The 15,716-nt window shown below is 37.8% G+C and carries 13 protein-coding genes and 4 pseudogenes; 1 reads left to right on the forward strand and 16 read right to left on the reverse strand.

The window, feature by feature from the left end:
- Positions 1-84: 84 nt before the first annotated feature.
- The gene (locus tag KUI_RS04875) at positions 85-729 is read right to left on the reverse strand and encodes a DsbA family protein (protein WP_013522739.1); all 645 of its coding nucleotides are present in this window, start codon (positions 727-729) and stop codon (positions 85-87) included.
- A 68-nt stretch (positions 730-797) separates the two neighbouring features.
- Between KUI_RS04875 and KUI_RS04880 the strand changes: the two genes are divergently transcribed.
- A complete protein-coding gene (locus KUI_RS04880; protein WP_013522740.1) occupies positions 798-1,049 on the forward strand; it encodes a GNAT family N-acetyltransferase in 252 nt (83 codons plus the stop codon).
- A gap of 83 nt (positions 1,050-1,132) precedes the next feature.
- Here KUI_RS04880 and KUI_RS04885 read toward each other — a convergent pair whose 3' ends face one another.
- From KUI_RS04885 to KUI_RS04950, 15 genes and pseudogenes are all read right to left on the reverse strand, one after another.
- A complete protein-coding gene (locus KUI_RS04885) occupies positions 1,133-1,615 on the reverse strand; it encodes an Imm26 family immunity protein (RefSeq protein ID WP_013522741.1) in 483 nt (160 codons plus the stop codon).
- A 196-nt stretch (positions 1,616-1,811) separates the two neighbouring features.
- Positions 1,812-2,231 carry a DUF4259 domain-containing protein gene (locus KUI_RS04890; protein ID WP_013522742.1) on the reverse strand — a complete coding sequence of 140 codons (420 nt, stop codon included), beginning with the start codon at positions 2,229-2,231 and terminating at the stop codon, positions 1,812-1,814.
- Positions 2,232-2,275: 44 nt separating this feature from the next.
- On the reverse strand, positions 2,276-2,746 hold the full coding sequence (locus KUI_RS04895; protein WP_013522743.1) for an immunity 26/phosphotriesterase HocA family protein: 471 nt from the start codon (positions 2,744-2,746) through the stop codon (positions 2,276-2,278).
- Positions 2,743-3,708: pseudogene (locus tag KUI_RS08550) on the reverse strand (RHS repeat domain-containing protein); the annotation flags it as partial. The pseudogene KUI_RS08550 and the gene KUI_RS04895, both read right to left, overlap by 4 nt.
- 71 nt (positions 3,709-3,779) lie before the next feature.
- Positions 3,780-5,072 (reverse strand): annotated as a pseudogene (locus tag KUI_RS04905) (RHS repeat-associated core domain-containing protein); the annotation flags it as partial.
- 319 nt (positions 5,073-5,391) lie between these two features.
- Positions 5,392-5,811, reverse strand: a complete 420-nt coding sequence (locus KUI_RS04910) for an Imm44 family immunity protein (protein ID WP_013522745.1) — start codon at positions 5,809-5,811, stop codon at positions 5,392-5,394.
- A gap of 28 nt (positions 5,812-5,839) precedes the next feature.
- Positions 5,840-7,321 (reverse strand): annotated as a pseudogene (locus KUI_RS04915) (RHS repeat domain-containing protein); the annotation flags it as partial.
- 261 nt (positions 7,322-7,582) lie between these two features.
- Positions 7,583-8,053, reverse strand: coding sequence for an ankyrin repeat domain-containing protein (locus tag KUI_RS04920; RefSeq protein WP_014840439.1), 471 nt, complete (start codon positions 8,051-8,053; stop codon positions 7,583-7,585).
- A 16-nt stretch (positions 8,054-8,069) separates the two neighbouring features.
- On the reverse strand, positions 8,070-9,785 hold the full coding sequence (locus KUI_RS04925; protein ID WP_013522748.1) for an RHS repeat-associated core domain-containing protein: 1,716 nt from the start codon (positions 9,783-9,785) through the stop codon (positions 8,070-8,072).
- A gap of 264 nt (positions 9,786-10,049) precedes the next feature.
- On the reverse strand, positions 10,050-10,529 hold the full coding sequence (locus KUI_RS04930) for a DUF2750 domain-containing protein (RefSeq protein WP_013522749.1): 480 nt from the start codon (positions 10,527-10,529) through the stop codon (positions 10,050-10,052).
- Between the two features lie 48 nt (positions 10,530-10,577).
- Positions 10,578-11,306: an RHS repeat-associated core domain-containing protein gene (locus KUI_RS08565; RefSeq protein WP_049886016.1), complete on the reverse strand. Its 729-nt coding sequence runs from the start codon at positions 11,304-11,306 to the stop codon at positions 10,578-10,580.
- Between the two features lie 559 nt (positions 11,307-11,865).
- A complete protein-coding gene (locus KUI_RS08300; RefSeq protein WP_049886017.1) occupies positions 11,866-12,156 on the reverse strand; it encodes a hypothetical protein in 291 nt (96 codons plus the stop codon).
- Between the two features lie 225 nt (positions 12,157-12,381).
- On the reverse strand, positions 12,382-12,726 hold the full coding sequence (locus KUI_RS04940) for an RHS repeat protein (protein ID WP_044953981.1): 345 nt from the start codon (positions 12,724-12,726) through the stop codon (positions 12,382-12,384).
- A 340-nt stretch (positions 12,727-13,066) separates the two neighbouring features.
- Positions 13,067-13,606, reverse strand: a complete 540-nt coding sequence (locus KUI_RS04945) for a DUF4303 domain-containing protein (RefSeq protein ID WP_014840440.1) — start codon at positions 13,604-13,606, stop codon at positions 13,067-13,069.
- A gap of 383 nt (positions 13,607-13,989) precedes the next feature.
- Positions 13,990-15,695: pseudogene (locus KUI_RS04950) on the reverse strand (RHS repeat-associated core domain-containing protein); the annotation flags it as partial.
- Positions 15,696-15,716 lie beyond the last annotated feature (21 nt).

Raw genomic sequence — 15,716 nt, forward strand, 5'->3', positions numbered from 1 at the left:
GAACCTTGATGTGCCGCCACGTATATTTTACTAATATCCTGTGACACTCCCGCTCTCTTCGCAACGTCCTTAGATGATGGCATTTTATTTACTAGCTTTTTGATCGCCCTGTATTGTGAGAACTTTCCGATAATTGTCCTCTAACTCTTCAAGCGTTTCTGTACCCGTGCGAATATCGAAATATTTCCCATCGTGTTCAATCAGTAATGTAGGATACGAACTTACACCCAACTCCCGAGCTTGATTAAAATCATTTTCAGGGATTGTAGTATCATTCCAATTTGCTCGAATCTTTTCAATAATTTCTGTGGCAATGCCATACTTCTCAAAAATCGCTTTATACGCATCAAAATCACTCAAAGACTTGCCCTCGAGATACATAAGTTTTTGCATATCCCAACCAATATCGACCCATTTTTCTGATGGGACCACTTCACGCAATACACTAAACACTAGTCCTGGTTGATTAGAATTTAAAACGGTCGATCCCTCGTCTAGCATTGCATTGTAAGCGTCAGAAAATTCCACACCATAAATCTGTGAGATTTGAGCATTCGAATTTTTTATATAACTATACTCTCTTATAGGCTTTATGCGGTCCCCCGTAATCAGACCCCCCGAAACCATCTTCAATTCAAGCTCAGGATGATTTTGCACAAATTTGGTAAGCACAGATTCAAACCCATAACACCAACCACAAATCGCATCCCACACATAAATTAACTTCATATTATCTCCCTTATAACTATTTCTTATACTATAAGAGTTTAGTGGATTATTTCAAGTTATGGATGGCAATGGAAATTAAAAACGACTTAGATGCGGGATTGATATTTGCAGATGTTGACGGCCTGCGTGCATTTATTAAATATACATTGGATGGCAATGTCATGGATATCCTCTCAACTCAGGTCCCCTCAGAGATCGGCGGACGGGGTGTAGCTGCTGAATTGACTAAATTTGCTTTGGATTTAGCTAGAAAAAATAATTGGGAAGTTCGACCTACTTGTGGGTATACAAAAGCTTATTTGAAGAGGTATGAGCGTTAACTAGTTAGGGTGTGGCCAGGTATAGATTTTTTACTTTAATAATTAGCAAACGTAAACCAATAATAATGTAAAGGGTATCAATTTTACTGATTCAAATCTATAGACCATTTCTTGGCTTGGTCTCCAAGATATGGGCCATAAGCTACCAAATTATCAGCTTCTTCTAAACTGCATTGTTCCGAATGACCTAATATATTAATTTTTTCAGCTCGATTACCTATTTTTCTACTAAACAAAAAAAGGTTGCTTTCTTGTTCGCTTAATTTGAAATCAGATTCATGACCTATGATTCGCCATTCACCATCATCATGAAATTTTTTCTTATCCAATGCAGTATAGACATCGAGAATGAAATGTCTTCCAGCAATGGAGCTATTTAAAATCTCATCAACTGTTAAATCATTTGGTTCAGTGTGAATTATGTTAAACGGTCTGAATACAAAACCTGCACCAGTTTTGGCAATTAGTTGGCCATACGAATATTTTGAACCCTCAGAATCTAATTCATAACAAATAATATCCCCTACTTTAATATTTCTTAGTGGTGTGCTTTTTTTAATGACCATTCCCAAAGTTTAATATTTCTCAAAATACACCTAACGTTTACTGGATTTGTTTCTTCAAATAAGAATTTTGTTAGCCCATTGCTCGTGGTTAAATCACGTTACAATTATCAGTACGTTAAATATGAAAAGGTGTCATTTTCCTTGACGGAGTTTAGAGATACATTTATTTTCATATTCGAATAAAGCAAATATCAACTTAAATTTTTAAGCGATTTTTTAGTGAGATGATATTTTCTTTCCACAGTGGATAATCTTCTTCAGATTCTTGCCAAAGTTCATTTAGTTCTGAATTATCCCCTAATACTACCCCTAATGCTTTTTCTGCATAAGGTTTTAATTCCTCCAAAGATGTTCCTACATATAATTCCTGAAAATTATTAACATTACTTAGACCATCTTCTTCATCAAAATCGTTCTCATATTGTGTGCCATAAAAATAATTATCTAAATATGCTGCACTAATTAACACAGCATAAGCTTCGTCTTTTTCTAAATAATCAGTTTCAATGGCATCTTCAAAAGATGTTTTAAAAAACTGTATTGCATTTTCTTCAATTTGGTTAGAAAACTCGTAGGCCATATCATCTTCAAATATACCAACACCCCATGCACCCATTTAAAATCTCCTAACATTTTAATAAAACATATATGCTTAACTCATTAATCTTTCAAAACTCGATTTGTTAATGTTGTTTGATACTTAGACTCCTCACCCCTAAAATAACAGTTAAGTCTATCCTCAATGTGAACATCACTCCAGACCGCAGCTACTTCAAGCCCTATCAAATCATCTCTACTGCATGGGATCTCGGTGCCTCCTTCTATATATAAATAATGCCTACCCGAAATAACATCTCTCTTTGCGAAAACCAAAGGTTTAAGTTCCTCTTCTGTTAAGGGTATATGACCTATTATTGGGTATCGCCCTGAAGTAATTACATTATCCATCACCCAAACTTTAAAGATAATTTTAGTTTTATAAAGCTCATCAATACTTAATATTTCATTCGATTTGATATCATAAAATGCCATGGCGTTCTTTAGAACACGACCAAAAGCATATTCACCGTCTTCTAACGGTACTGCAAAAAAGTCTCCTGGTTTCCTACGTTGCCTTTTTTTCTCAATCATCTTAATAACTCTCCGAATATTTCAATCGCAGCATTTAGGTACTTAGCTCTCTTAGAATTATTTTTAGATATTCCATTAATTGCATTACCCGAGGTACCCCCTTGTGATTTAGCTTTTCCATTATATTCAATTAAATGTTGCTCTCTGCCACGAATAGCTTCTTTATTGCAGGAACACTTATCAAGTTCAGCAGGACCAAAACCTTGTTTATTCATATGATGTCCCTTATCTCTTCTACGCATAACCTGTTCTGGATCACCGTATCCACTAGTTCTTCCAGAATAAATTTCACCTGTCGCTTCATTTAGTTTCGTGTATGTTACATATATTTTTGTAGGTTTATTCTCCCATCCCAAAGGATCCACCCATTCCACAGGGTTAGGAGCATATTGATAGTTATTCAACCCTCCCAGTAATCCTATCGGGTCTAAGGATATATATCTACCAATCTCTGGGTCATAGTACCGGAAGGTATTGTAGTGAAGCTCACTTTCTGCATCAAAGTACTGACCTTGGAATCTATGATTGCTTATAACACCATCATCAGACACAGGAGCTGAGATTACAGTATCACCCCATGCCTTTGCTTGTGCCTCCCACACCACCTCTTGTTCTGCATTCATCAGGATCTGTGGAGTGCCTATCTGATCATTCACATAGTGATAGATGGCTGGAGCAACACCCTTCGAACCGCCGCCTAAGCTTCCATAACCAAGCCCTACAGCATCAGAGTTCGTATACTGCACAAGCGGTACAAACTCCTACATCCTTCTTACATCCTACTGCACTTATTAACTTTCCTATCTTATCTCTGATATTTATTATTTTGTTTTCTTTCTTATATGAGCTTGATGTTCTCCCTTCTTATCCTTACTTTCCTTAGATGCACTGTTCCAATCATACCACTTCTGTTCTAATTGCTCTATTATCTTTATATTTATTACTTTTTTTACTATCTTGCGTATACTTCTATCGATCCAGAGCCTAAGCTTACTTGCCATTTCCTAGAGCATCAGCACTACCTATTCGTATCAAGTAGTGGTACTTCTTCTTCATCCTCGTACAAGTCATGTGATTTTGATTTTAGCTTTTTTGAGTCTGAGTCTGCATCCATTCGAGTCTGAGCTGCTAACTGCTACTCCTTCCTATTCTCATACTCAATAGCTATGGTATGCCCGTCACAGTCAGTAAGCGTTAATTCCTATATAGCCTTAGCATTTACATCTATTTCTCTTATCCTGAGCCCTATCACATCATCGTGATAGTGGGTATCAGTATTAATCCTTGTTCACAGTCTAATTCCTCTAAATGTAGTAGACTTCATCTGATTGAATCCATCCCAATCAAATGTCTGTATTCCCTTAGCACTCTCTTTTTTGATTAAATTGCCTCTTTGGTCATAATCAAAGTGTGAGCCTGCAATGTGCCTTAGCAAATTGCCCATCACTTTAGATAAACCACTAGGAAGTGTGTTCTCTACTTGATGATGATATGTGCTTAAAGCACTATGCTCTTTACTTAAGATATTGTGTGCTGGGTCAAAGCTAAAGGTCTCCTCTCCCAATGGTCCCTTAGCATTGATTAGTCTTCCTATCGGGTCATAACGATAGCTAAGCTCTCCTTTGCGACTATCTTTAATGTTGATTAACTGATTGGCTCCATCATACTGATAGTCTCGATTGAGTATGCTTTTCTTAACGTATTTGCCACTTTGTGTGTGTTGATTAGCTAGACGACCTGCTGCATCATAGGCTGTGGTCTGAAGCATATCCTGAGCCCAATGGCGTTTTACTTCACGGTGATTGTCATCTCGTTCATAGTCAACGATTCGCTCTTTATCAAGCAACATCCCATGAAGATGACCTGATCCATATCTTAAGTAGTCAACCTCTTTTCCATCTGGTCTTACTGTTTTGATTAGGTTAGATAGCTCATCGTATTCAAATCTCCATAGCTTGGTGACATGATGATCAAAGATGTCGTATGAGTGAATCTCTCTTAACACATTACCTAATGCATCAAGCTCAAACTGATTCTCTGATGTTGGGTTTTTCGCTAAGGTGAGTCGCCCATTTAAGTCATAGTCATACTCACGAACTTCATCTGCACTAGAGGTCTTAGTCATACGACCCATAATGTCGTACTGGAAGCTTAGGGTCTGATCTACAAACGTAACACTATCTAAACGTCCTGTTAACTTGTTGACCTGATAACGCTTCTCTTTACCGTCAAACCCTCTTTCATAAACAAGCCTACTAAGCGGATCATACTCAAAGAGGTATTTGTCATTGTTTTCATTGATAAGCTTAGATAACCTACCAAGCACATCGTATCTATAGCCTACTTCATTATTAAGTGCATCGATGCGTGTTTCAATTCGACCTGCAGAGTTATATTCATATCGTGTCTCACGATCAAGCCCGTCTATGAACTTAAGTAGACGCCCTTCAGCATCATGCTCTAGGTATACAGGGTTGGTTTAGCTTTTATTTAGTTTGGCAATGTTAAAGAACACAGTTCAACACCCGCATTGAGGTTAGAGGACGTTTGAGAAAGAATTAAGAGGAACCTATAAAGCAATTACACAAAAAACATTACAGGCTAAATTGTCCTCGAAACTAGCCTCAAAGTTTAATTTTGTAAAATTAATTCTTAGTCAATTTTTGCTCTGCTACCCGTAAAGCCTCTTTCAAAATTATAATGTCTCCTTTAGGTACCTTCCAAGGGGATTTCATTTTGGGATGCTCTAGACATCTATCTAAAGAATCAATGATAAGTTTTAATCGTTGATTATAGTCTCCATTGAGAAAAGAGTGATAATCAATTTTGAAACGAAACTCTAAATCTTGCTTTTTTATGCTTCGTCTAGTTATCTCAGGTAACTCCATAGATTCCATTACTGGTCCTTCCAACATAGCAATGTATGCCCAGCACCAATCTTTATATTCATCCGAAAATTTTTTGTCTTCTAAGTAGAAATTTACAATTTTTTCAATTTCATTCGCAATCTTTATAAACTCTGACCCTACAGTATGCTCTGCTTCAGCAGATATCCATAATCTCATTTCATTAACTCCTAAAAACCATATCAAACTACCAATCAGATTTATTAAGTGGTGGACGGAATCCACCATGACTATTCTTGTAATTAAGAATTTCTTTATGTTGCCATTGATGCATATCCTTTTTAGACCCAGATGTGATTATTTCCATCCAAGCATTTTCATTCTCTAAGAAGGATTTAGAATATCGCTTCTTCGGATTTGTTGTTTCCCCAAATTTTAAAATCTCATCTGTATCTTTATCTTTCAAAACATACCCATAAGTCTTTTTACTACATTGATGGCTATTTCCATGTTTAGAATTGGCTTTACTATTAGGTCTTGGTCCTGGTTTTTTAGCAAATTGTCCATTTCTCCTTCGTCTGTATTTGACCAACCCCCACGGATCTACCCATTCCACAGGGTTAGGAGCATATTGATAGTTATTCAACCCACCCAATAATCCTATCGGATCCAGTGAAATGAACCTACCAATCTCAGGGTCATAGTAGCGGAAGGTATTATAGTGAAGTTCACTTTCTGCATCAAAGTACTGACCTTGGAATCTATGATTGTTTATTACACCATCATCAGACACAGGAGCAGAGATTATCGTATCACCCCATGCCTTTGCTTGTGCCTCCCACACCACTTCCTGATCAGCATTCATCAGAATTTGTGGAGTGCCTATCTGATCATTCACATAGTGATAGATGGCTGGAGCAACACCCTTCGAACCACCGCCTAAGCTACCTGACCCTCCAGAACCGCCTCCTGCAACACCATAACCAAACCCTACAGCAGCAGTATTCGTATACTGCACAAGCGGTACAAACTCTCCATCCTCATACAAGTACTGAACTTCTGAGCTTAACTTTCTTGTCTCTGAGCCTGCATCCTTTCTTATCTGAGCCTGAACTGCTAACTGCTCCCCAATCCTATCCTCTGAGGCAATTGTTAAACCATCCCAGTCATAAAGCGTCTGTTCTAATACCTCTTTAGTCCTTACATCTACTACTCTCTTACCTATCCTGCGACCAAACACATCATAGCGGTACTGAGTATCAAGCCTACTTCCTGCTCTAGCTCCTCTAAATGTAGAAGACTTCATCTGATTGAATCCATCCCAATCAAATGTTTGTATTCCCTTAGCACTCTCTTTTTTGATTAAATTACCTCTTTGGTCATAATCAAAGTGTGAGCCTGAGATGTGCCTTAGCAAATTGCCCATCACTTTAGATATGCCACTAGGAAGTGTATTCTCAGTTTGATGATGAGCTGTGCTCGAAGCACTATGCTCTTTACTTAAGATATTGTGTGCTGGGTCAAAGCTAAAGGTCTCCTCTCCCAATGGTCCCTTAGCATTGATTAGTCTTCCTATCGGATCATAACGATAGCTAAGCTCTCCTTTGCGACTATCTTTAATGTTGATTAACTGATTGGCTCCATCATACTGATAGTCTCGATTTAGTATGCTTTTCTTAACGTATTTGCCACTTTGTGTGTGTTGATTAGCTAGACGACCTGCTTCATCTAGCACTAGATATACTGAGTTGGTTTATGTTTTATTGAGTTTGGCAATGTTAATGAACACTGTTCAAAACCCTAGCTTTGCAGATAAAGGGTGTTGGATTTAAATAGTTATTATCTCTTTGGCAGTGGTTAAATAGATTACATACAGCCTCAAAATATTTTATTTAGTAATTTTATTAACCTAAACTGAAAAATTGATATTCAGTCATGTAACATACCAAAGAGAAAATATCTAAATCAAATTATAACTTTCAAGTTATAACTAATTACCTCTTGAATATTTATCCATTAAGTCTTGCATGGAAACCCCGTAAAAATTTTTAATAGAAAGATCTCCTCCATTTGCTAGAAGAATTCTTGCTGATTTATTAAATTTTTCTAGTTTTTGAGAAGGATAAACCGCTCTACTTATAGGAGTGTTTCCCCACTTATCCAATGAATTTACTTTAGCCCCATTTTCTAAAAGAATTTCAATCATTTTGTAGCGATTATGAATAGCAGCTAGATGTAGAGCAGTTAGCCCATCAGAATCACTAGCATTAACATCAAACCCTTTAGCAATCAAATATTTAACTAAATTTTTATTATTTTCAACCACTGCTGTGCTTAAAATTGTACGACCATCTCTATCAACTGAATCTGTTCCAAATTTATTAACGAATTCATCAATTTTATGTTTATCAATTTTTCCCAATACAATTGAATACATTTGATCTTCATCAAATTTTTTCATAAAAAATCCCCACAAATTATCCTGAACATTGGCCCTTGTAACTTTTATCAAATTTTTTCATATCACTTTCTATCCTAGACATTCTTCTTGAACTCCTAGGATCGTTCTTACTCATTTCAAACCTATGAGATGAATTAGAAGCTCCATCCTCTATTTGCCAGTGTTTTGTTTGACTCATATAAGCATCAAATTTCTTTTGATCCCACCCCAACTCTTCAGCTTTTTTTATCATCCTCCAGTTTTCACTGCCATGTTTATGACCCATAACAGGATTATCAGTTGTCATTAATGTATTTGGATCTATAAATTTATTCTTAGTTTTATCAAACAGACCCTTTCTCTTAGCATTTTCCATAATTTTTTCAATCAATTCCTTAGAAGGTTTATACCTTCTTATTAACCCCCATGGATCCACCCATTCCACAGGGTTAGGAGCATATTGATAGTTATTCAACCCTCCCCACAATCCTATCGGATCCAGTGAAATGAACCTACCAATCTCAGGGTCATAGTAGCGGAAGGTATTGTAGTGAAGCTCACTTTCTGCATCAAAGTACTGACCTTGGAATCTATGATTGTTTATTACACCATCATCAGACACAGGAGCTGAGATTACAGTATCACCCCATGCCTTAGATTGTGCCTCCCACACCACCTCTTGATCTGCGTTCATCAGAATTTGTGGAGTGCCTATTTGATCATTCACATAGTGATAAACAGCTGGAGCAACACCCTTCGAACCACCGCCTAAGCTACCTGCCCCTCCAGAACCACCGCCGAAGCTTCCATAACCAAGCCCTACAGCAGCAGAGTTCGTATACTGCACAAGTGGTACAAACTCTCCATCCTCATACAAGTACTGAACTTCTGAGCTTAGCTTTCTTTTCTCTGAGCCTGCTTCTTTTCTTATCTGAGCCTGAACTGCTAACTGCTCCCCAATCCTATCCTCAGATGCAATGGTCAGACCATCCCAGTCATAAAGCGTCTGCTCTAATACCTCTTTAGTCCTTACATCTACTACTCTCTTACCTATCCTGCGACCAAACACATCATAGCGGTACTGGGTATCAAGCCTACTTCCTGCTCTAGCTCCTCTAAATGTTGTAGATTTCATCTGATTGAATCCATCCCAATCAAATGTCTGTATTCCCTTAGCACTCTCTTTTTTGATTAAATTACCTCTTTGGTCATAATCAAAGTGTGAGCCTGAGATGTGCCTTAGCAAATTGCCCATCACTTTAGATAAACCACTAGGAAGTGTGTTCTCTACTTGATGTTGATATGTGCTTAAAGCACTATGCTCTTTACTTAAGATATTGTGTGCTGGGTCAAAGCTAAAGGTCTCCTCTCCCAATGGTCCCTTAGCATTGATTAGTCTTCCTATCGGGTCATAACGATAGCTAAGCTCTCCTTTGCGACTATCTTTAATGTTGATTAACTGATTGGCTCCATCGTACTGATAGTCTCGATTGAGTATGCTTTTCTTAACGTATTTGCCACTTTGTGTGTGTTGATTAGCTAGACGACCTGCTGCATCATAGGCTGTGGTCTGAAGCATGTCCTGAGCCCAATGGCGTTTTACTTCACGGTGATTGTCATCTCGTTCATAGTCTACGATTCGCTCTTTATCAAGCAACATCCCATGAAGATGACCTGAACCATATCTTAAATAATCAACCTCTTTTCCATCTGGCCTTACTGTTTTGATAAGCTTAGATAGCCTACCAAGCACATCGTATCTATAGCCTACTTCATGATTAAGGGCATCGATGCGTGTTTCAATTCGACCTGCAGGGTTATATTCATATCGTGTCTCACAATCAAGCCCGTCAATGAACTTAAGTAGACGACCTTCAGCATCATGCTCTAGGTATACTGGGTTGGTTTAAGTTTTATTTAGTTTGGCAATGTTAAAGAACACAGTTCAACACCCGCATTGAGGTTAGAGGGGGTTGAGTTTAAATATTAATGATTACTTAGGCAATGGTTAAGTGGATTATTGTTTTTTATAAAAGTTTTCACTTTCACTTATTTCCATTAATTCATTTTTGAAATCTTCAATGTCTAAGAACGCAACAATATCATTGCTATTACCTGATTTAACAATTTGATTCAGAATATCCATAGCTAATTCGAGGGGGGGCATTTCTTTTCCAAATAAATTTGAGTCAAGATTCAGACCAGCTATCACGCCATCTTGGTTCATACCCAAGCACCAGCTTGCAAGCAATTCATTCAATGGAATTTCTTTGAGTTTATATCCACTCCATTCAGCTTTTTTACAAGCTCTAGCTCTTAATTCACTTGACCATAAACACAATACTGGACATTCACAATCTTCGAAATCTGAATAATGATTTGAAGGAACTAAAGCACTGCCAGTTTCACCAATAAGTGCATAGGCCTTCCCCCCCTCAACTACTTCAGAAAGAAAAAGTTCGTATGATTCATCTATAAATGCTGTGTTCTTAATCATTATATGTTAATCCTGTTAAACATTAGTAAATAATAATAAATATCCCGTCTATTTCTTATCACAAGGTAATCTGTCTTGTTGAATTTCTTCTTTTGTTCTGCCCATATCTTTACCACTCCATCCTTCCTTCTGCAACCTCCCTCCTTTATCAATTTTATGTTGTGTTTTATGAAGTGATCTTGTATTTAAGTCTGTGTAGGTATAATCGTAACCTTTAGCAGATTCAAAACCTCGCCAATGAGCTAAATCCATTCCTGGCGGTAATCGTAATTTTTTCTTTATACCCATAGCTGCGAAGTCTTTTTGTCTTTTAATCTCATTTAGAACCCAACCCCTAACTGATTTAGGTTGTTTCATATCATACGCTAAAGCTCTTATTCTTGCCTGCTTCCCAGCTTCACTTCTTAGTCCCAATGGGTCAATATGAAAAATAGGATCTAATGCATATTGATAGTTATTCAACCCTCCCAGTAATCCTATCGGATCCAGTGAAATGAACCTACCAATCTCAGGGTCATAGTAGCGGAAGGTATTGTAGTGAAGCTCACTTTCTGCATCAAAGTACTGGCCCTGGAATCTATGATTGTTTATTACACCATCATCAGACACAGGAGCTGAGATTACAGTATCACCCCATGCCTTAGATTGTGCCTCCCACACCACCTCTTGATCTGCGTTCATCAGAATTTGTGGAGTGCCTATCTGATCATTCACATAGTGATATACGGCTGGAGTAACACCGTTCGAACCATCCGCATAAACTTCCATAACCGCCATATACAACATCCAAGTTAGCATACTGCGTATACTGCACAAGTGCTACATACTCATCAACCTACATGCACTTACTGACCTTCCGAGCTTAACTCTCATTTCGCTGAGCCTGATACTTTACTTATATGAGCCTGATGTGCTAACTGCTCATCATTCCAATCCTCAGATGCACCATCTCAACCATCCCACGCATGAACCAACAGCTCTAATACCTCTACATCCCCTACTTCTACAACTATCTTACCAATCCTTCTATCATACACATCATAGCGATACTGGCTATTTCGTGTACTTCCTGCTCTACCTCCTCTAGATGTAGAATACTTCAGCTGAATGAATCCATACTCATCTGATGGCAGTCTTCCCTTACTACTCTCTTTGATGATTATACCGCCTCGTTGATCATAATCAAAGGGTCATGCTGCGATGCGCATTAGCATGTTGATCATTACTTAAAATATGCCACTAAGAGTTGTATCCACTACATGATGATGAGAGGTGACTACAGCACGATGCTCATTACTTATGATATGGTGTGCTGCAAAGAAACTAGAAGTCTCTCTCAACGTGCTCCAGCAGCAATGAGTAGTCTACTAGGCGGGTCATGACGATAGATAAGCTCTCTTTGACGATCATCAATAATGATGATTAGATGAGCGGCTTCATCGTAATGATAGTGACGAAGTAGTATGCTCTTAATGAAGTATTCACCACGTGGAGTGTGATGATCGAGTAGACGACCTGCATCATCATATGCGGTGGTATGCAGCATATCATGACAACAATGGCGTACTACTTCACGATGATCGTCATGTTGATCATAGTCGACGATTTGCTCTTCATCAAGCATCATACCATGAAGACGTCATGCTCCTTATATGTAATCATCATCCTCTTCATCATGTGGCCCTGCTGTGATGAGTAGAGAAGATAGATCATAGTATTCTAATCACCATAGCGTGGCGACATGATGATCAAAGATGTAGTATGAGATAATTTCTAATACCTCATTTCATAATGCATCAAGCTCAAGATGATTCTATGATGGGGGGTTTTTCGATAAGAGGAGTCCACCATATTAGTCATAGTCATATTCACGGTCATCATCTGCAGTAGTGGTAGTAGTCATACGAACCATAATGTCGTACTGGAAGCTTAGGGTCTGATCTACAAACGTAACACTATCTAAACGTCCTGTTAACTTGTTGACCTGATAACGCTTCTCTTTACCGTCAAACCCTCTTTCATAAACAAGCCTACTAAGCGGATCATACTCAAAGAGGTATTTGTCATTGTTTTCATTGATAAGCTTAGATAGCCTACCAAGCACATCATATCTATAACCTACTTCATTATTAAGTGCATCGATGCGTGTTTCAATTCGACCTGCAGGGTTATATTCATATCGTGTCTCACGATCCAAACCGTCTATGAACTTAAGTAGACGCCCTTCAGCATCGTGATCTAGGTATACAGGGTTGGTTTAGGTTTTATTTACTTTGGCAATGTTAAAGAACTGGGCTCAACACCCTCGTTGAGGTTAGAGGGTGATGGTTATAAATATTACTGATTAATTTGGCAATGGTTAAGTTAATTTTTGTTCGTATTTATCGAAAAAACTATTAACTAAGTTCAATAAAAAAATTCAATTTAGAAAATTAAATTTTAAGTTAAATTAGTTTAATACTTAAATTTAAATAACTAAACTGTATACGGATATGATAATAAAGTATTATTTATTAAAACTAATTTAAGGTAGTAAATTAATCTGCCTCAGAGAATCTGTCTAAAAATTCTAGGTATTTCTCTTGTGAATTAAGATTCTTCGCAGACTCGTTTTCTAACTCATAAGATTCTTCGTCATTTGAAGATGAAATATATAAAACTAAATCTTTACGTCTTTCATCAAAAAAACCTTCATTATCTATGCTTTTTAAAGCTTCCTCCATACATAATAGTACCTTCTTTTTAAATTTTTTGAACTCATCACTGTCGGTCAATTTTAAAGATTCGTTCTTCAGATAATTACAAATGGGAATAAACTCTTCGTCGTATACGGCTTCATAACCCCATTCAGCACTACTCCATTTAAACTCAGCAATCTCATCATCTGATAATTTTAGGTCTAAAATTTTTTTATTCAGAGTTTCAATTGAATTAGCTGCAGGTAGAACAGTAATACAATCCTCATCTGTATAGAGAATGAAGACATAAAAATGCTCTTCAATATGTTTTTGAATAAGTCTATTAAAAGCACTTTTAGTAGCATTTACAATATCTTGAATTAATTTTTTTTCATCCATAATGATCCTCTTTAAAGTTAAGTATTTGGAAACACTTCCGAACCTATTCTCTGCAATTCTGCAATCATTCTATCTTGAGCACATTTTTCACAAGGATTTCCTCCATCTCTTTGTATTTTTTTGTCTGCTTCTTCAAGCATATCAGCAACCCTTTTGGCATTTTCTAAAGAGTGACCTTTATTAGGAGCCCACATTAATGTTCGCATGTCATGGACTGGGTCAATATTATACTTAGATAAGATATTTCTACTTCTAATAAGTTGTTCACGAAGTTTCGGTCTATGTAGATACATACCTTTGAATACAATATGATGTGCATGCGGTCTAATCATATCATCTGGAGGACCGCCAATAGCTTTGGTAAGTAATAACCCCCAATTTTCCAGTCCCCACGGATCCACCCATTCCACAGGGTTAGGAGCATATTGATAGTTATTCAACCCACCCAATAATCCTATCGGATCAAGTGATATAAACCTACCAATCTCAGGGTCATAGTAGCGGAAGGTATTGTAGTGAAGCTCACTTTCTGCATCAAAGTACTGACCTTGGAATCTATGATTGTTTATTACACCATCATCAGACACAGGAGCTAAAGATTATCGTATCTCCCCATGCCTTAGAATTGTGCCTCCCACACCACCTCTTGTTCTGCATTCATCAGAATTTGTGGAGTGCCTATTTGATCATTCACATAGTGATAGATGGCTGGAGCAACACCCTTCGAACCACCACCGAAGCTACCTGCCCCTCCAGAACCAAGCCCTACAGCAGCAGAGTTCGTATACTGCACAAGTGGTACAAACTCTCCATCCTCATACAAGTACTGAACTTCTGAGCTTAACTTTCTTATCTCTGAGCCTGCATCCTTTCTTATCTGAGCCTGAACTGCTAACTGCTCCCCAATCCTATCCTCAGAGGCAATTGTTAAACCATCCCAATCATAAAGCGTCTGCTCTAATACCTCTTTAGTCCTTACATCTACTACTCTCTTACCTATCCTCCTGCCAAACACATCATAGCGGTACTGGGTATCAAGCCTACTTCCTGCTGACAGACCAATACCTCTAAATGTAGAAGACTTCATCTGATTGAATCCATCCCAATCAAATGTCTGTATTCCCTTAGCACTCTCTTTTTTGATTAAATTGCCTCTTTGGTCATAATCAAAGTGTGAGCCTGAGATGTGCCTTAGCAAATTGCCCATCACTTTAGATAAACCACTAGGAAGTGTGTTCTCTACTTGATGTTGATATGTGCTTAAAGCACTATGCTCTTTACTTAAGATATTGTGTGCTGGGTCAAAGCTAAAGGTCTCCTCTCCCAATGGTCCCTTAGCATTGATTAGTCTTCCTATCGGGTCATAACGATAGCTAAGCTCTCCTTTGCGACTATCTTTAATGTTGATTAACTGATTTGCTCCATCATACTGATAGTCTCGATTGAGTATGCTTTTCTTAACGTATTTGCCACTTTGAGTGTGTTGATTAGCTAGACGACCTGCTGCATCATATGCTGTGGTCTGAAGCATGTCCTGAGCCCAATGGCGTTTTACTTCACGGTGATTGTCATCTCGTTCATAGTCTACGATTCGCTCTTTATCAAGCAACATCCCATGAAGATGACCTGATCCATATCTTAAATAATCAACCTCTTTTCCATCTGGCCTTACTGTTTTGATAAGGTTTGATAGCTCATCGTATTCAAACCTCCATAGCTTGGTGACATGATGATCAAAGATGTCGTATGAGTGAATCTCTCTTAACACATTACCTAATGCATCAAGCTCAAACTGATTCTCTGATGTTGGGTTTTTCGCTAAGGTGAGTCGCCCATTTAAGTCATAGTCATATTCACGAACTTCATCTGCACTAGATGTCTTAGTCATACGACCCATAATGTCGTACTGGAAGCTTAGGGTCTGATCTACAAACGTAACACTATCTAAACGTCCTGTTAACTTGTTGACCTGATAATGCTTCTCTTTACCGTCAAACCCTCTTTCATAAACAAGCCTACTAAGCGGATCATACTCAAAGAGGTATTTGTCATTGTTTTCATTGATAAGCTTAGATAGCCTACCAAGCACATCATATCTATAACCTACTTC

It is taken from the genome of Taylorella equigenitalis ATCC 35865 (genome assembly GCF_000276685.1).
Taxonomy (GTDB): Bacteria; Pseudomonadota; Gammaproteobacteria; order Burkholderiales; family Burkholderiaceae_B; genus Taylorella; species Taylorella equigenitalis.